The sequence below is a fragment of the Nocardia sp. NPDC006630 genome, assembly GCF_040611495.1.
In the GTDB taxonomy this organism is placed as follows: domain Bacteria; phylum Actinomycetota; class Actinomycetes; order Mycobacteriales; family Mycobacteriaceae; genus Nocardia.
In genome coordinates, this window is the sequence record NZ_JBEXOK010000006.1 from 42,644 (window position 1) to 60,533 (window position 17,890).

The following is a 17,890-nucleotide window of genomic DNA, read 5'->3' on the forward strand; positions in this document are numbered from 1 at the left end:
GAGACCGGTCGCCGAATATCGAACCGCTGGGCCGCCGCTGGCTGCTCGGCACCATTGTCGCCGCCTTCCTGCTGACCTTCCTGCAGGCGCCGGGCCGCACCGTCGCCGATACCAAATACGACCTGGCCCAGAATCCGCTCGGCTTCCTCACCCGCGCCGCGCACCTGTGGAGTAGCCAGGCCCCGATGGGTCAGGTGCAGAACCAGGCCTACGGATACTTCTTCCCGCACGGCGCCTTCTTCTCCCTCGGCCATCTGCTCGGCCTGCCCGCCTGGATCACCCAGCGCATCTGGTGGGCCCTGCTGCTGCTCGCCGGCTTCTGGGGCATCATCCGCCTCTGCGAGGCCCTCGGCATCGGCAGCCGCGGCTCCCGCCTCATCGCCGCCATCGCCTTCGCCCTCTCCCCCCGCGTCCTCACCACCCTCGGCTCCATCTCCTCCGAAACCCTCCCGATGATGCTCGCGCCCTGGGTCTTGCTCGCCCCGGCCGCCCTCGGAGCCGCGATAACCCGCCGGCGCACCGCCGGCGACAACCCCGCGACCCGCGAAAGCGCCTCAGCGCCAAGCGGCCTCGCAGCAGGGGCTCGCCGGATATGGCACGGCATCATCCATCGGCGGCCGGGCGACCCGGCCTCGGCGGCAGCGAAGCTGAGGGCGGCCGAGGCGAACGGCGCGCGGGCCCACGCTTCCGCAGCTGCTCCGGCAGCCGGCGCGGATGTCTCTGTGTCCGATGGTGGCCGGGTAGTGCGGTGGTGGCGCAGGTTCCTGGCCGGCGGGGGTCAGGGATTGCGGGGGGCGGCTACTCCTGCCGGGAGCGCAATGGCGCTGGCGCTCATGGGGTCTGTGAATGCGGTGGCCACGGCGGCCGCGTTCTTGCCCGCGGCGCTGTGGTGGGTGTCGTATCGGCCCAATAGGGCGTGGTGGCGGTTCACGCGGGTGTGGATTCCGATGTTGGTGCTGGCGACGTTCTGGTGGGTGGTGCCACTGCTGTTGCTGGGCAAGGTGAGTCCGCCGTTCCTGGACTTCATCGAATCGTCCGGGGTGACTACGCAGTGGGCGTCGCTCGGGGAGGTGCTGCGGGGGACCGACAGTTGGACGCCGTTCGTTTCACCGGAGCGAATCGCGGGTGCGGTGCTGGTGACGCAGCCGGCCGCGGTGCTGGCCACCGGGCTGCTGGCGGCCGCGGGGATCGCGGGGCTGGCCATGCGGTCCATGCCCAGCCGAGGGCGGCTCGTACTGATTCTGGGTGTGGGACTGGTGGGTATCTGCGCCGGTTACGCCGGGGATCTGGGCGGGCCGTTCGCGGAGCAGGTGCGGACCTTCCTCGACTCCGGCGGGGCGCCGCTGCGCAATGTGCACAAGCTGGAGCCGCTCATCCGGCTGCCGCTCGTGCTCGGGCTGGCGCATCTGCTGAGCCGGGTGCCACTGCCCGCCTCGGTGCCGATGCCGGTGTGGCGCAGGGCATTCGCGCATCCCGAACGCGACCGGATGGTGGCGGTCGGCGCGCTGATCCTGACAGCGCTGGCACTGTCGACGTCACTGGCCTGGACCGGGAAACTGGCGCCCAGCGGCGCGTACGAGACGGTGCCGGGCTACTGGCAGCAGACGGCGGATTGGCTGGCGCACAACGCCTCCGGCACCCGTGCGCTGGTGGTGCCGGGAGCGCCATTCGCCAGCCAGATATGGGGCCTGACACGCGACGAACCGCTGCAGGCCCTGGCGAGCACGCCCTGGGCAATCCGAGATTCGGTGCCGCTCAACCCACCCGGCGCGATTCGGGCGATGGATTCGGTGCAGCGGCTCATTGCCGACGGACGGCCGTCGGCGGGGCTGGCGGCGACGCTCACCGATCAGGGCATCGGAATCCTGGTGCTGCGCAATGATCTCGACCCGGAGACCTCGCGTTCCACCCGTCCCATGCTCGCGCACCGTGCCATCGAAGGCTCACCGGGACTGAGCAAGATCGCGGAATTCGGCGATCCGATCGAGACCGGGCATGTGGACGGGCTGGTCGCGGACGCGGATCTGCGGCCCGGCTATCCGGCCATCGAGATCTACCGCGTCGCGGGTAAGGCACTCGGCACGCCGGCCGAACTGCGCAGCGGAGTCGGCGCGCCCGGATCGTTCCCGGGCGCGTACACGGTTCCGCTGGACAGTGTGCCGGTGGTGCAGGGCGGGCCGGAGGCGCTGGAACGATTGCGCCGCAATCCCGCAACGCCCAGCGGGCCGACCCTGCTGGCCGCCGATGCGGCGCGGGCGGGCCTGCCGGCGGATGCGGTCACGATCACCGACACTCCGATGGATCGGGAAACCGACTTCGGGCGCGTCGACAACCACAATTCGGCATTGCGCGCGCCGGGAGATCCCCGGCGCACCCACAATCTGGTGCCCGACTATCCGGTGCCCGGTGCGCCGCTGGTGGAGGGCGAATGGTCCGGCGCGACCGTCACCGTCTCCAGTTCCGCAGCCGATGCCACCCAGCTGGGCGGGGCCGCGCCCGGCAGTTCCACCGCCGCGGTGGTGGACGGCGATCCGTCCACGGCCTGGATCAGCAATGGCACCGAACATGCACTGGGCCAATGGCTTCGACTGGATCTCGACAAGCCCGTCAACTCGGCCGTACTGCATGTGACCACCAGCGGCGCCGCCATCGGCAGCCCCGTGAAGTGGCTGGAGGTGGCCACCGCCAAGGGCACCGTCGCCGCGCGCATCAGCGAACCCGGGGTGTCGGTGCCGGTCGCACTGCCGCCCGGCAAGACCGACTGGGTCAAGATCACCGCTGCCAGCACCGAGAACGGCAGCAGCGGTGGGCAATTCGGCATCAGCGAACTGAGTCTCGACGATTACGCCGACCGGGATGATCCGGCCACCGTGGATATCCGGCATCGCACCGTCCTGCCGGCCACACCCGCCGGTACGCAGGTGCGGGGCTGGGATCTGGGCCAGGAATTCCCCGGCCGCAGTTCCTGTTTCGACTCCCCCGACCGGGTGCGCTGCAGTAAGGCACTGGCACTGTCCGCCGAGGAGCCGGGCGTGTTCGAGCGCACGCTGAATGTGCCGCAACCCCTCACCGTGGCACCGGATCTGCTCGTGCGCGCACGCCCCGGACCGGCCCTGGAAAACCTGCTCACCGATCACGACCGTCCCGCCGCGCACGGTCAGGCCGATGTCGCCGACCCGCGCGGCTCCGCCCTCGCCGCCACCGACGGCGACCCGCGCACCAGCTGGACCGCGCCGGAAACCACGGTCCGCGAAAAAACCGGCGGCAAACCCACACTCACCATCGATCTGCCCGAGCCCACCCTGGTGACGGGTCTGGAAGTGGCGCCCGCCCTGGGCGACCTGCCCGCCCACCCGACCGCCCTCTCGGTGAACCTCGGCGACGGTCCCCAGGTCCGCACCGTCGACCCCGCCTCCGGCGTCCCCACCCGCATAGAACTGCACCCGCACGTCACCGACCGCATCGAACTCAGCATCCAGTCCTGGGACCCCGTACTCGACCAGACCGCACTGGGTTTCGCGCAGGAACAACCCCCCGGCCTAGCCGAAGTGACCGTCCTGGGCCCCGACTACCCCGCCCCCGCACCCCCCGACCGCCTCATCACCATCGACTGCGACCACGGCCCGACCCTCGCCGCCGCCGGCCGCCTCCTGCACACCACGATCACCGGCACCGCCGCCGAATTACGCTCCGGCGCACCGATTCCCGCCAAGGTCTGCGCCACCGACAGCACCGCACCCGGCGACAGCAGCACCGGACCACACGGCAATCACGTTCCGAACGGCGACTCCACCGATCCCAATGGCGACTCGAGCGGCGCCGCAACCACATTCGATCTGCCGAACGGCCGCATCGACGTCACCGTCGCCCCGACCGATCTGTTCAGTGTCGATGAGCTGCGCTTGAACCGAACCGCCTCAGCTGCGGACACCCAGGCGACTGCCGGCGGTACAGCGGCTCCCGGCAGCCCTGCGGCCCAGGCAGATCCAGCCGCCGGTGGAGCACCATCGAGCCGCGAGGCGAATACCGCATCGGCAGGCGGCATCGCGGGTACCGCATCGGCTGGAGTGCATGCGCCTGCGGGGACTCAGCTGCTGGTGCTGCCGCTGAGCACGAATGTCGGCTGGCGGGCGGTGACGGCCGATGGGCACGAGTTGAAGCCGGTGGTGATCGACGGGTGGCAGCAGGCGTGGCTGGTGCCGCCGGGAACCAAGGGGCCGTTCACCGTCGAGTTCCCGGCCGATCGGTGGTATCGGGTTGCGATCTTCGGCGGATTGCTGCTCTTGATTCCCCTTGTGGTGCTGGCATTTCGGAGCGCCCGCAGGCCGGTCCGTGACGACGGGCCCGCGCCGCGGACGTGGCGCAGTCGTACCGTGGGCGCGGCCGGGCTGGCCGTCGCGGCGGGGCTGATCGCCGGTCCGACCGGAATCGTGCTCACCGCACTGGGATTGGTCGCGGCGTACTTCCGGCCGCGCGACTGGTCGCGCGCACTCGTCGCGATCGCCTTTGCGGGGACGGCGATTTCCGCTGCCGCGCTCTCCACCGGTCCGTGGCGTTCACCCGAGGGGTACATGGGCGCCTCGCTGTGGGTGCAGTTCCCCGCACTCGTAGCGATTGTGGCCCTGGGTCTTTCCGCGCTGCCGTCGCGCCGCGACTGAATTCAGCCGACGCGGCGGCGCATCCACTGCCGCACCGGCTCCTCGACGAGCGCGAAACTGGCGGCGGCCAGGGGCAGGGTGAATGCCAGGGTCAGCAGATAGACCAGCACGAAATGCCCGCGGAACGGAATGATGCCGAAGACCGGGAAGACGATCGACAGTACGGCCAGGTGCCAGATGAAGATGCCGTACGACCAGCGGCCGAGGGTGGCGGCGGTGCGGCTCTCCAGCCGGCGATGCCGAATATCGGGCCGCAGCACCAGCGGCGCCAGCAGGCTGAATCCGATGACCGCGCCCAGCAGCGTCTTCATGACGTACTGCCAGGGTTCCCCGTGCTTCAACCCCTCCGGACCACCCAGATCGGTCGCGGCCAGCAGCATGGCGGCCACCGCCAGCGGCCACATCAGCCGGCGATTACCGGCGATCCGCCGCCAGCGCGGCGCCTCGAGATCGGTGAGCTCGGCCAGCAGCATCCCCATGGCGAACCACGGCAGATATCCCGGCAGCCAGTTGTCGGCGTGAATGGCATCCGGTGTCGGGACCGGTATGAAATTCCAGCCGAGGAAGACGAAGGCCAGCCCCAGCACCGCGGGCACCCGCCACCGCGCGCGCGTCCCGCGCATCCACACCATGGCGAAGGCCAGCAGCGGCAGCACGACATAGAAGGCCACCTCCACCGACAGACTCCACATCTGAGTGAGCCCGTCGGTGAGGGTGTAGGGCACGAACACCTGCGTCAATGCGAGGTTGGACAGCCACACCCGCAGTCCCGCGGTATGCGCCGCGTTCGGCAGCAGAATCAGCACCGTGCACACCACGACCCAGTAGGCGGGCAGGATGCGAGCGGCGCGATGCAGGAGATATCGACCCGCCGGAGGCGAAGCGCCGAGCCCGCGGGCCGCCGCGGCATGCGGACGCCACAGCAGGAATCCGGAGAGCACGAAGAAGACGGCGACCGCCATATCGAACCGCTCGAGGACCCGTCCGATCACCGGATAGCCGGCGGCGCCGGTCTGGAACGCCACATGGGTGAGCATGACGCCGAGGGCCGCGAGCGCCCGCATGCCTTCCAGCGCGGGCACGAAAATGCCGGGGCGGCGGACGGATCGGGCCTCGAGGTCCGCACTCGCCTCGGGTGAGGCGGCCGCCCGGACCGGCGGAACCGGTTCGGAGGGCGGGTGCAGAGTCGCGGTCATCGTGTCCAGTTTGCCTTGTCGCATGGATGTGTGATCACCCGTGTTTGACTTCCGGCCGTTTCGCGATATTTTCCCGCCTCGGCGAGACTCTTCCGGGCCCTGGACTGTTAGTGTCGGGGCTCACGAGTGCTGTGCGGCGACCACAGTACTAATCGGAATGACCTGTTCGACGACGAGGAGAACCTGCATGGCACTGAGTGCCGGTACCAGAAGGACGGTGGCCTGCCTGCTCGTGGGGCTGGGTGCATTGCTGCTCGTCGCCGCGATCATGATCCCCACCTACACGGTGAGCCGTCTCGCGAAAACACCGCTTGACCTGGAGATCACGACCGTCGCGACCAATGTCCCAGGAGCGCCCAGCGAAGTCCTCGACTCCAAGTCGCTGACCTCACCGACCGGCGCGGCCAAGGTCGACACCAACGTTCCGCTGTTCTCACAGCGCTTCCTCACCGTCGAAGATCCGTCGGACGCCTCGGAAATGACCATTCAGGCCGGTCAGACCCTGCGGCGCACGGACAAGCAGGGCGACACCGGCCTGCTGACCGCCCTCGTCGACCGCGTCACCATCGACCGCAAGAACGGCATGCCCGTCGATGCCGTCGACGGCGGCCCCAACGGCTCGATCGCCGCGACTGTCGACAAGAAGGGTGCGGCAGTCATGGAACCGGTGCAGCACACCGGACTGCAGTACCGCTTCCCGATCGGCACCGACAAGAAGACGTACCCGTACTTCGACGTCAATGTGCGCAAGACCTTCGACATCAATTTCGTCGAAGAGACCGAGATCAATGACATGAAGGTCTACCACTTCCAGCAGACCATCCCCGTCACCGATCTCTCCACCGTCGTCAACTCCCCCACCAACAAGCTCGCGCTGCCCGCCGAGAAGTGGGGCGTGGACGGCGGCGACACCCCGATCACCATGACCCGCTTCTACACCAATACGCGTGACGTGTGGGTGGAGCCGAAGACCGGCACGGTCATCAAGGGTGGCGAGCAGATCCACCAGTTCTACGCCCGCGATGCCGCCAAGCCCGAGGTCACCGTCCTCAACGCGCACCTGGTCTTCGATGAGAACACCATCGAATCGCAGATCTCCGTGGCCAAGACGAATATCGACAAGCTGTCGCTCTACGGCCGCACCCTGCCGATCGTGTTCGGCATCCTCGGCGCCATCGCCCTGATCGCCGGCCTGGTCATCGGCCTGCTCGGCGGCAATGGCAACGGCGGCACCCCCGTCCGCCGCGTCTCCCCCGCTGCCGGTGGTCCCGCTCCCGGTGGTCCGGCGCCCGGCGCCACGTTCCCCTCGAGCCCGCCGCAGGGCCGCGTGGACCATTTCGCCGACGCCCCCACCCAGCAGATCGACATCAGCAAGACACAACAGATCGACATGGACAAGAATCCCTGATCGGATTTCGTCCCAGCGGCCCCGCACCTGCGAAAGGTGCGGGGCCGCTCCCGTTTCCGACCTCGGCGCGCATCCCCGCACTCCGCTGCCGGAGGTCCCGACCGACCGCACGACCCGCATCCGAACCTCACAGCCGCTACCAGGTGTGCGGCACGGACGCGGGCTGTGCGGTTACCCGAGGGTGAGGTTCCGGCGGATCGGGTGCGGTGTTGCGACTCCGGCGAGGCAGGGCCTTTCGGGCGCGAGGTGGATGTGGAACGGGGTGGGAGGGGAGCGGCGGGAGGGGGGTGGGAGCATTGCGGGCGTGTCCGTTGTACGTCGTCTACCCGTGGTCGCGGACCTGACGTTGGTGACGGCAGGGGCGATGACGGCGAATGTGGCGGGGTATCTGCTGCAGTTGCTGGCCAGTCGGTGGCTGGGGGTTACGGGCTACAGCTCGTTCGCGAGTCTGCTCGCGGTGCAGCTGCTGTGCGCGGTGCCGGCCTTGGCTTTACAGAACGTGGTGGCGCGCGAGATCGTGCGCGGGGCGAGTGTGGCGGCGGTGCGGGGGCTGGCGCTGCGGTGTGCGGGACTGGTCGCGGTGGTGGCCGTGCCGCTGGTTCCCCTGGTGAGTGCGGTGCTGTCGGTGAGCTTCGCGGCCTCGGCCGCCGCGCTGTGCGCCGCGCCCGTGCTGGTACTGCTCTCCGGTGAGCAGGGGATATTGCAGGGGCGCAGCCGATTCCGCGAGTTGGCCATTGTGCTCGGCGGCGCCGGAATGGCGCGGGTGACACCGGCGCTGGTGGTGCTCGCGGCGGGCGGGGCAACCACGGCCGCACTCTGGGCCGCAGCGGCCGGAATCGCCGTCGCGGCACTCGGTGCCCGCCGGATGACGGACCTCACCGAGACTCGCACTGCGGGTGCCTCCGGCTCACCAGTTCGCGAAAGTGTGCCGGCCTCCAACTCCCCCGTCCTCGAGGGTGCGGGAGCTACTGGTGTGGCGGGTCTCGATGGTGGCGCAGCCGTTCTCGATCCGGCTGCGGCTCGGGGTGGGGTGGGTCTTGCGGGGCGGGTGCGCGGGTACGTGGGTGGGGTCAGCCCGGTGTTCCGGGCGGTGCAGGTGCAGGCGGCGCTGATGGCGCTGTCGTCGGCGGATTTGATTGTTTCGCGAATCGTGCTCAGCGAGAGCGATGCTGGGCGGTACGCGCTGGGTGCCATTGCCGCGAAGATCGCGTTCTGGCTGCCGCAGGCGGTGGGGGTGGTGCTTTATCCACGGATGGCGCAGCCGCAGCATTCCGCGCGGGCTGTGCGGTCGGCGCTGGCTGTATTGGTGGGGGTCGGGGCGGTGGCGGTGGCGGGTGCGGCGGTGGCGGCGCCGCTCGCGCCGATGCTCGCCGGGCACGACTACGCGCCGGTGCAGGGACTGCTGTGGATGTTCGCGCTCAATGGTGCACTGCTCGCGGTGCTGCAGGGTGCGCTGCTGTCCGCCATCGCGGCGGATCGGACGGCTCCGGCCGCCATCACCTGGCTGGGTCTGGCGGTGGGCGTGGGCGTCATGCTGACCTGCACGCATTCGGTGCCGAGCTTGATCATGGTCGCGACAGCCGCGTCCGCGGTCACCACCCTCGTCATTACGATCCTCGCCTTGCGCACCGCGCGGGAAGCGGGCGAAAGGGCTTCGAGCGTCCCCGGTTTCGGTGCGAGCGGCGCATAGGGTGCCGGTGTGAGTGTGCGGGGCCGCGAGCGGCGATGGGCCGGGCTGGTGCCCGCCGGGTACAGCCTGGTGCTGGCGCTGCTGGTACTCGGGCCGCTGCTGGGCCCGGGATACCTGCTGCTCCGCGATGCCGTCAGCACCCCGCGCTCATACCTCACCGATTCGGCGCTGGGACTCGGTGACGCCGCGCCGCGCGCCGTCCCCCAGGACGCGCTCATCGCCATCCTCTCCCCGTTCATCGACGGCGGCCTGATCGTCAAAGTCATCCTGCTGGCGGCACTTTGGCTCGCCGGCTGGGGCGCCGCCACTCTCGCCCGCGATCTGCTCCGCGTCTCCACCGCCCCCCAGCTGGTGGCCGCCACCCTCGCCATCTGGAACCCCTACGTCGCCGAACGCCTCCTGCAGGGCCACTGGAGCCTCCTCACCGGCTACGCCGCCCTCCCCTGGATAGCCCTCCTGGCCAACCGATTACGCGCCGCCGCGGTCGTACCCGCGGCGGTCGGGGCGGCAATCGACGCAGCCATGCCTGCCGACCCGCCGGTTGTGGTGGCAGGTGCGGCGCGGCTCTGCGGTCTCTCTTCTCGCCGATGCATCACCTGGGCTGCGCTCGGGGGATGGCTGGCGGCTGCGGGACTGACGCCGACCGGCTCACTGTTGGCCGGGTGTGTGGCATTCCTGCTGGTCGGGCGGAGGAATTTGGCTGGCGCAGTGGGGCTTTGGATCGTGGCGGCGGCGCCGTGGCTGGCGGCTACCGCACTCGCGGTTACGGGGGCCGAGCCATCGGATCCGGCGGGCGTGGCTGCCTTCGCGGCGCGGGCGGAGCCTTGGCTCGGGACACTGGGCAGCGTGGCGGGATTGGGCGGGATCTGGAACAGCACCGCTGTACCCGACTCCCGCACAACCTTTTTCGCGCTGATCGGCACGGTGCTGCTGCTCGGACTGGTCGCGACCGGCGTACACGCTGTCATCGGCAGGCGCCCGCTCTCGGCCGGCGCAAAAGCGAGGATCAGCCAGAGCGGCAATGGTGGTTCGCACACAGGCACATTCGGCTCCGGCGCGGAGGTGAGTACCGGCGAGTACAGCTCGGAGGCCGCGGGTCCGCATACGTGTCGGGTACTGATCGCACTAGCGGTGGCGGCCGTGGTGCTACCGGCGCTCGGGGCGACGGGGTGGGGACTTTCGGCCGGGGAATTCCTGGTGACGAAGGTGCCGGGGGCGGGGCTGCTGCGGGATACGCAGAAATTCGTGGCGCTGGCCATGCCCGGATTCGCGCTGTGCGCGGCGGCCGGATGCCGGGCGGTGTCCGAACGGATTTCAGCGGGCCGGGCCGACACTTCAGACCCGATCGCCGAGCACAGCGCAATGGCGCACGGCGCGATCACCGAGGACAGCGCGGTGACGCGCGGCCGGGATGCGGGTGCTCGAATCGGCGGGGTCGCGGCGGTTTTCATTGTGCTCATGCTGGTGGCGCTGCCTGATCTGGCCTGGGGTGTGGGTGGGGCGTTGCGTCCGGTGCAGTATCCGGGTGGGTGGGAGCGGGTGGCCGGGATGGTCGAGGCGCCGGGGGACGTGGCGGTACTGCCCGGCGGAATGTTCCGGAAGTTCCGATATTCGGGCAGCGCACCGGTTTTGGATCCGGCGCCGCGCCTGCTGCCGCGAGATGTGTTGCAGACGGGCGAACTTCCGGTGCGGGGTGCGACGGTGTCCGGGGAGGGTGTGCGGGCGCATACGGTCGAGCAATTGCTGCTGCGCGGTGGATCGGCACGTGAGCTGGCCGATCTGGGTGTGGGGTGGGTGCTGGTCGAGCACCGCACGCCCGGTCCGCTGGGCGAATCGAAAACCACACTGGCCGAACTCAATTCGGTCTACAGCGATGCGGATCTACAGCTGTATCGGGTGCCTGGCAGCATTGCCGATCATGATGCGTCAGCTTCTTCGCGGCGTATTGCCGGGGCGGCGCATCTGCTGTGGGCCGCCCTGCTCTGCGGCGGAATCCTTTCCGCGGCAGCACATATGGTCAGTCTTTCGGGAATCCCACAACGAATCCGACGAGAATCACGACCACGCTGATCACGACGATGATGGGAATAATCCACATATCTACGAGGCTACGACCCGCAGTAGTGCATTGCTATGGCTGCAGGACAGCGCTTCCGGCGACAAGTCCGGACATCCGCTCCCCGCGCGCCACCGCCGACAGCACGTCGAAGACCCCGTTTCCGGTTTGCTCCCAGGAGAATTCGCGCGCCCGCGCCCGCGCCTTCTCCCCCAGCACCGTCCGGGCCTCGGCATTGCCGAGCAGATCCCCCACGGCCTCGGTCAGCTGCGTCGCATCGTCCACGAGCACCCCGGTCACGCCGTCCACGATGGAATCGGTGAGCCCGCGAGAACTGCGGTAGCCGACCGTAGGCACACCGTGCTGCGCCGCCTCGATCACCGCCAGGCCCCAGCCCTCCTTGCGCGAGGGCAGCACATGCACCCAGGCGCGGGACAGCAGTTCGTGTTTGCGGTGCTCATCGACGTGCCCATGGAAGGTGACGGCGTCGGCTATGCCCAGTTCATCGGCATGCGCGCGGAGGTTTCCGGCCCACCAGCCCCCGCCGATTACATCGAGGTGCAGTCCGGGAATGCGCCCGCGCAATCCCGCGACCACCGCCATGGCGTCTTCGATCTGCTTGTGCGGCACCAGCCGGGACAGCACGACAATGCTCGGATGCTCGGTGCGGGTGCTGTCGTCTCCGGCGGTGACCTGCGCGGGCACGGCCTCGGCGCCATTGCGCACCACCGCGATTCGAGTTCCCTCGACGCCCAGCGCGGTCAATTCCTCCGCCGACGGCAGTGACACCGTCAAGTACTGATTGGCCCGGTGCACACGCGGCGACAATCGGGACTCGATCCACCAGCCGATCCGCCCGACCAGTCGTCCCGCGACCGGCCACTGCTCCCGATGCCCGTGATGCACCAGCACCACCGTCGGCGCGGCCGCCGCGGCCTGCGCGAAGAAGGGAATCCCGTTCTGGGTGTCGATCACCGCATCCGGTCGCACCCCGCGCAACGGCCCGACCCCGAGCCGGCCCAGGGCGATCGCGGCCAGCGCCCGCGGATACACGGTGTACCGCCCGCCGCCCCGGCTGATATCGATCCCCTCGACATGCTCCCGCCGAGCCGCCCCCGCATACCGTGCGGTCCGCAGCGTCACCTTCACGCCCCGGGCCGCCAGCTGCGCCCCCACCTGCTCCAGATACCGCTCACTCCCCCCGCCCTGCGGATGCCCGGTGTCGCGCCAGCACAGCAGCAGCACTTCACGCACGGGACGATCTCCAGGGTCAATGGCAGGGGACAGCGAACAATGCGCTCCACCATATAGCGAGACCCCGGCCCGCGACCCCGGCACCGGTCAACCGACTTTGTACCGACCCGACGCCAGGGCATCAGATCGCACGCCTCCGCGGCCCACACGCCCTGCACGACCGGGTCATCACGTTCGGGATGCGCCGGACGATGCATCGCGAAGTCGGCGCCGTCGCGCGCGCGCGATCATTCGTTCGGCAAACCCAGCTCTGGGTCTGAGCCTGCGTGTCGGGGTGCGAGGTTCAGGTGACCCGGTCGCTACACGTGTCACTGTGCGAGACTGCTCGGCGTGCTTCGAGCCGAGGGGACCCATTCCGGAAGACCGCGTTTCGCCCGTAGGGCCACGTTGCGGCGGTCGCTACGGCTGCTGGGGAGTTTCCGGTTCGAACAGACCGATCCCGGGCTGTTCTACGGCGGTGTGGCCACCGATACGGCCGATCTGGTGGCCGATTTCTATCGGGATCTGACGGGACGGTCGCTGCGCGGCACCATTGTGCTGGACGTGGGCGGCGGGCCCGGCTATTTCGCGGACGAATTCGAGCGCGCGGGGGCGCGGTATCTGCCGGTGGAACCGGATCCGTCGGAGATGCATGCGGCGGGGCTGCGTGTGGCCGGTGCGGTGCGCGGGTCGGGAATGGCGCTGCCGTTTCGCGACAATGCCGTAGATGTCTGCATTTCTTCGAATGTGGCCGAACATGTACCGCAGCCGTGGGTGATGGCCGAGGAAATGCTGCGTGTCATCAAACCCGGTGGGCTGATGGTCTTTTCGTACACCGTGTGGTTCGGCCCGTTCGGCGGGCACGAGACCGGGCCGTGGCACTATCTGGGCGGAGAGTTCGCGGCACGTCGGTACCGGCGGAAGCAGGGGCGGGAGCCGAAGAACCGATTCGGCACCTCATTGTTCGCGGTGAGCGCGGCCGAGGGGCTGCGCTGGGCACGCCAGACACCGGACGACGTGCAGGTGCTGGCCGTTTTCCCGCGCTATCACCCACGGTGGGCCTGGTGGGTGGTGCATGTTCCGGCGGTGCGTGAACTACTGGTCAGCAACCTGGTGGTGATTGCGACGAAACAGGACTCAGCGCTGCAGTCTGCCGCGTCGCCAGATTCTCCCTAATCCACCGGTGCATTCCGGTTCGCTCCAGGGTGACTCCTGGGTTGCGAGCCCGACCGTCTCCATGGCGGTGAGCCCGACCCGGCCGGCCAGCTCATTCACTGCGGCAACGGCTTCCGCTGCCTGCAACGCCGCAGCAGCCTGCTCGGTGGTGAGGGTGCGGCCCGGCAGGAAAGACACCACCCAGCCGCCGACCCCAACGCTTTTCGCCTGATGAGGGGTGAGATCACTTGTCATCAACGATCTGTCGACCACTTGCACCGCCATGACTCGGACTCCCCTGTGCGGTAACGGTTCATGAATCGAGCGAGCTATCTGCAATAGCTATAAAGCATGCTCGCTACAGGTGCCGAATGCAATAGTGCGTTTCACGAAAAGCGAACCGACAGGTTGGGATTCGATTTTCCCCTATGCCAAGAGTTAGCCCCAGGTATGCGGAAGCGGTTGCGCGCCTTGCCCTCCGGTACCGCTCAGAGGTCGGCGGCGACCAGTCGCAGCACCGGCTGACCCTTGCGCGCCGCACCGCGCGTACTTTCGACGACCTCCACCTGCCAGCCCGGCGGCAACACCCGCTGCAACTGGCCGGCAGCCCGCTGCATCGGCGTACTCGCGGGCACCACAGGACTTTCGGTGAACTCGGGAAAAATGAAAGAGTCGATGTCCACAGCGGTCATGCCGTTCGCCTACCTCTCACCAATGGAACCCAGGACGTCTTGAACCAGTGCGTAGTGAACCCAGTGCGCGTCGAGCGAGTAACCGGCCTAGAGAGGAAAACAAAAGAGAGGCACGGCAACCAGAATAGCAGCAGCTAATTAATAGCAACCGGCCAGAACGGTCGGTCGAGCGGAGCCATGCAGAGCATAGGACACCAATAGGCAAACCGAATTGCGAACCGCGTTTCAGGAACGAGTTCACGTGCCGACAAATAAACCGAAGAGTCGAATTTCAGTTCCATCCCGCTCAGTGGGACGCAGGCCCGAACAATCTTCCGGACAATGGGGAGCAAAACTGTAACGTGTTCTCATGGAGTACCAGAGTCTGTTCATCGGCGGCCGCTGGACCGCACCCGCCGGCACCGAGACCATCCCCGTCGTATCCCCGGCCACCCTCGAAACCGTCGGCAGCGTCCCCAAGCCCACCCACGCCGACGTCGACGCCGCGGTCGGGGCCGCCCGGCACGCCTTCGATCACGGCCCCTGGCCGACCACCCCGCCCGAGGAGCGCGCCGAAGTCCTCGCCCGCGCCTCCCAGCTGCTCGATCAGCGGTCGGAGGCCCTCGCCGCGGCGCTCTCGGCCGAGACCGGCGCCCCGACCATGGCCGCGGTCACGCTCAACACCTTCCCCGCCAAGGGCACGCTCGATTTCTATGCCGGGCTCGGAAAAGTCTTCCCCTGGAACGAATCCCGCACCGGCATCTTCGGCACCACCCGGGTGATGCGCGAACCCGTCGGCGTCGTCGCGGCCGTGATCGCCTGGAACGTGCCGCTGTTCCTGGCCATGAACAAACTCGCCCCCGCGCTGCTCGCAGGCTGCACGGTCATTCTCAAGCCGGCGCCGCTGACACCGCTCACCGCGAATCTGCTCGCCGATATCTTCGCCGAGGCCGGACTGCCCGAGGGCGTGCTCTCGGTGCTGCCCGCCGACGCCGAGGTCTCCGAGTACCTGGTCTCCCATCCCAGCGTCGACAAGGTCACCTTCACGGGCAGCTCCGCGGTCGGCCGGAAAATCGCGGCCATGGCGGGCAGTCAGCTCAAGCGCTGCTCCCTCGAGCTGGGCGGCAAATCGGCCGCAATTCTGTTGCCGGACATGGATATCGCCGATATGCCCAAGCTCGCCTTCGCGGGCCTGATGAACAGCGGCCAGGCCTGCGTGGCACAGACCCGCATTCTGGCGCCGCGCAGCCGGTACGAGGAGATCCTCGACGCGCTCGCCGAATCCACCCGCGCCTTCCCGCTCGGACTGCCCACCGATCCGAATGCCCAACTGGGCCCGCTGATCTCGAAGGCGCAGCGCGAACGCGTCGAAGGCTATATCGCCAAGGGCAAGGACGAGGGCGCGCGCCTGCTGCTCGGCGGCGGCCGCCCCGACGACCTCCCCGGCTACTACGTCCAGCCGACCGTCTTCGCGGATGTCACGAATTCGATGACCATCGCCCGCGAGGAAATCTTCGGCCCCGTGCTCTCGGTCCTGCCCTACGACACCGAGGACGAGGCGGTCGCCATCGCCAACGACTCCGACTACGGCCTCGCCGGCTCGGTCTGGACCACCGATATCGAACACGGCGTCTCCATCGCCTCCCGAGTCCGCACCGGCACCTACGCCATCAACTGGTACGCCTTCGACCCCTGCGCACCCTTCGGCGGCTACAAGACCTCCGGAATCGGCCGCGAGAACGGCCCCGAGGGCCTGGACGCCTATTGCGAGCAGAAGTCCGTCCTCATGCCCATGGGCATGTAGACGACCCCGCTACAAAAAGCGGCCCGCCCACACCGTTTCGGTGTGGGCGGGCCGTTTTCAGAATCTGCGGGCACGGCACTCAGCCGTGCGCCAAGGTTCCGGGGGAGGCTGGATCAGCCCAGACGCTCCTTGAGGGCCTCGAACTCGTCGCGGATGCCGGAGGGCAGCTTGTCGCCGATGAATTCGAACCACTCCTCGATGAGCGGAATTTCCTTCTTCCACTCCTCGGGGTTGACCAGCAGCGCCTCGTCGACATCGGCGGCCACCACGTCCAGGCCCTCGAGGTCGAGGTGCGCGGCGGTGGGGACATTGCCGATCGGGGTGGGCTCGGCCTGCGAGCTGCCCTCGATGCGGCCGACGATCCACTCCAGCACGCGGGAGTTCTCGCCGAATCCGGGCCACAGGAAGCGACCGTCCGCGCCGCGGCGGAACCAGTTGACGTAGAAGATCTTCGGCAGCTTGTTCGCGTCGGCGTTCTTGCCGATATTGATCCAGTGGTTCAGGTAGTCGCCGACGTGGTAGCCGAGGAACGGGATCATGGCCATCGGGTCGCGGCGGACGGTGCCGACCTTGCCCTCGGCGGCGGCGGTCTGCTCGGAGGAGAGCGTCGCGCCCATGAACACGCCGTGCTGCCAGTCGAAGGACTCGGTCACCAGCGGGACGGTCGTCTTGCGGCGACCGCCGAAGAGGATGGCCGAGATCGGCACGCCCTGCGGGTCGTCCCATTCGGGAGCGAGGGTGGGGCACTGCGACATCGGGGTGCAGTAGCGCGAGTTCGGGTGCGCGGCAAGCGTCTCCGACTCCCGCTCGTACCAGTCGTTGCCCTTCCAGTCGATGAGGTGATCGGGCGAGCCCTCCAGGCCCTCCCACCACACATCGCCGTCATCGGTGAGCGCGACATTGGTGTAGACGGTATTGCCGGCGTCGATGGTGGCCATCGCGTTCGGGTTGGAGCTGTGGTTGGTGCCCGGCGCGACGCCGAAGAAACCGAACTCCGGGTTGACGGCGTACAGCTGACCGTCCGGGCCGAAGCGCATCCACGCGATGTCGTCACCGAGGGTCTCGGCGCGCCAGCCCGGGATGGTGGGCTGCAGCATGGCGAGGTTGGTCTTGCCACAGGCCGACGGGAAGGCGGCGGCGATGTAGTACGCCTTGTCCTCCGGCGAGATCAGCTTGAGGATCAGCATGTGCTCGGCCAGCCAGCCCTCGTCGTGCGCCATCGCGGAGGCGATGCGCAGCGAGTAGCACTTCTTGCCCAGCAGCGCATTGCCGCCGTAACCCGAACCGTAGGACCAGATCTCGCGGTCCTCGGGGAAGTGGGTGATGTACTTGGTGTCATTGCACGGCCACGGCACATCGGCCTGGCCCTCGGCGAGCGGGGCGCCGACCGAGTGCAGCGCCTTCACGAAGGGCTTGTCGGTGCCGAGCTTCTCCAGCGCGGCGGTGCCGGCGCGGGTCATGACGCGCATCGACACCACGACGTACTCGGAGTCGGTGAGCTCCACGCCGAGCTTGGGGTCCTCGGCGCCGAGCGGGCCCATGCAGAAGGGCACCACGTACATGGTGCGGCCCTTCATCGAGCCGCGGTACAGCTCGGTCATGGTGGCGCGCATCTCGGCGGGGTCGACCCAGTTGTTGGTCGGACCGGCGTCTGCTTCGTTGCGCGAACAGATGTAGGTGCGAGATTCGACGCGGGCGACGTCGGAGGGATCGGAGAGAGCGAGGTACGAGTTGGGCTTCTTCGCCTCGTTCAGCTTCTTGAAGGTGCCCGCGGCGACGAGCTGCTCGGAGAGCCGCACCGCCTCCGCCTCGGAACCATCCGACCAGACCACGCGGTCTGGCTGGGTGAGTTCTGCGACCTCCTGTACCCAGGCAAGCAGTTCCTTGTGCTCGGTGGGCGCGGTGCCATCGTGTAGACCAGGAATGGTCGCTGAGGTCATGAAACAACTCTCCTGAGATGGGTGGCCCGGGGTGCTCGCGACACCGAGTGCCACCAATTGCGGCAAGGCACCCACCAGT

11 protein-coding genes are annotated in these 17,890 nt (G+C 68.4%); 6 read left to right on the forward strand and 5 right to left on the reverse strand.

What is annotated here, in order from left to right; translation table 11 throughout:
- Window positions 1-26 precede the first annotated feature (26 nt).
- Window positions 27-4,658 carry an alpha-(1->3)-arabinofuranosyltransferase gene (locus ABZX86_RS18480; RefSeq protein ID WP_355125812.1) on the forward strand — a complete coding sequence of 1,544 codons (4,632 nt, stop codon included), beginning with the start codon at window positions 27-29 and terminating at the stop codon, window positions 4,656-4,658.
- A 2-nt stretch (window positions 4,659-4,660) separates the two neighbouring features.
- Here the strand turns inward: ABZX86_RS18480 and ABZX86_RS18485 are convergent, their stop codons facing one another.
- Window positions 4,661-5,854, reverse strand: a complete 1,194-nt coding sequence (locus ABZX86_RS18485; protein WP_355124954.1) for an acyltransferase — start codon at window positions 5,852-5,854, stop codon at window positions 4,661-4,663.
- 187 nt (window positions 5,855-6,041) lie between these two features.
- Here ABZX86_RS18485 and ABZX86_RS18490 point away from each other — a divergent pair, with 187 nt between their 5' ends.
- From ABZX86_RS18490 to ABZX86_RS18500, 3 genes are all read left to right on the forward strand, one after another.
- A complete protein-coding gene (locus ABZX86_RS18490; protein WP_355124956.1) occupies window positions 6,042-7,262 on the forward strand; it encodes a DUF3068 domain-containing protein in 1,221 nt (406 codons plus the stop codon).
- 304 nt (window positions 7,263-7,566) lie between these two features.
- Window positions 7,567-8,952, forward strand: coding sequence for a polysaccharide biosynthesis protein (locus tag ABZX86_RS18495; RefSeq protein ID WP_355124958.1), 1,386 nt, complete (start codon window positions 7,567-7,569; stop codon window positions 8,950-8,952).
- 9 nt (window positions 8,953-8,961) lie between these two features.
- On the forward strand, window positions 8,962-11,022 hold the full coding sequence (locus ABZX86_RS18500) for a hypothetical protein (RefSeq protein WP_355124960.1): 2,061 nt from the start codon (window positions 8,962-8,964) through the stop codon (window positions 11,020-11,022).
- A gap of 61 nt (window positions 11,023-11,083) precedes the next feature.
- Here ABZX86_RS18500 and ABZX86_RS18505 read toward each other — a convergent pair whose 3' ends face one another.
- The gene (locus ABZX86_RS18505; RefSeq protein WP_355124962.1) at window positions 11,084-12,262 is read right to left on the reverse strand and encodes a glycosyltransferase family 4 protein; all 1,179 of its coding nucleotides are present in this window, start codon (window positions 12,260-12,262) and stop codon (window positions 11,084-11,086) included.
- A 330-nt stretch (window positions 12,263-12,592) separates the two neighbouring features.
- Here ABZX86_RS18505 and ABZX86_RS18510 point away from each other — a divergent pair, with 330 nt between their 5' ends.
- Window positions 12,593-13,417: a class I SAM-dependent methyltransferase gene (locus ABZX86_RS18510; RefSeq protein WP_355124964.1), complete on the forward strand. Its 825-nt coding sequence runs from the start codon at window positions 12,593-12,595 to the stop codon at window positions 13,415-13,417.
- Here the strand turns inward: ABZX86_RS18510 and ABZX86_RS18515 are convergent.
- A complete protein-coding gene (locus ABZX86_RS18515) occupies window positions 13,379-13,681 on the reverse strand; it encodes a hypothetical protein (RefSeq protein ID WP_327142741.1) in 303 nt (100 codons plus the stop codon). The genes ABZX86_RS18510 and ABZX86_RS18515 overlap by 39 nt on opposite strands.
- Before the next feature lie 203 nt (window positions 13,682-13,884).
- Window positions 13,885-14,088, reverse strand: a complete 204-nt coding sequence (locus ABZX86_RS18520) for a hypothetical protein (RefSeq protein ID WP_355124966.1) — start codon at window positions 14,086-14,088, stop codon at window positions 13,885-13,887.
- Window positions 14,089-14,437: 349 nt separating this feature from the next.
- On the opposite strand from ABZX86_RS18520, the gene ABZX86_RS18525 reads away from it, so the two are divergent.
- Entirely contained in the window at window positions 14,438-15,871 is a 1,434-nt protein-coding gene (locus tag ABZX86_RS18525; protein ID WP_355124968.1) for an aldehyde dehydrogenase, read from the forward strand.
- Between the two features lie 113 nt (window positions 15,872-15,984).
- Here ABZX86_RS18525 and ABZX86_RS18530 read toward each other — a convergent pair whose 3' ends face one another.
- Window positions 15,985-17,811 (reverse strand): phosphoenolpyruvate carboxykinase (GTP), encoded by a 1,827-nt coding sequence (locus ABZX86_RS18530; RefSeq protein ID WP_355124970.1) that lies wholly within the window; start codon window positions 17,809-17,811, stop codon window positions 15,985-15,987.
- Window positions 17,812-17,890 lie beyond the last annotated feature (79 nt).

Coding starts and splice junctions, on each gene's coding strand:
- ABZX86_RS18485 (WP_355124954.1), bottom strand. CDS start 5,854: ATGACCGCGACTCTGCACCCGCCCTCCGAACCGGTTCCGCCGGTCCGG.
- ABZX86_RS18490 (WP_355124956.1), top strand. CDS start 6,042: ATGGCACTGAGTGCCGGTACCAGAAGGACGGTGGCCTGCCTGCTCGTG.
- ABZX86_RS18515 (WP_327142741.1), bottom strand. CDS start 13,681: ATGGCGGTGCAAGTGGTCGACAGATCGTTGATGACAAGTGATCTCACC.
- ABZX86_RS18520 (WP_355124966.1), bottom strand. CDS start 14,088: ATGACCGCTGTGGACATCGACTCTTTCATTTTTCCCGAGTTCACCGAA.
- ABZX86_RS18525 (WP_355124968.1), top strand. CDS start 14,438: ATGGAGTACCAGAGTCTGTTCATCGGCGGCCGCTGGACCGCACCCGCC.
- ABZX86_RS18530 (WP_355124970.1), bottom strand. CDS start 17,811: ATGACCTCAGCGACCATTCCTGGTCTACACGATGGCACCGCGCCCACC.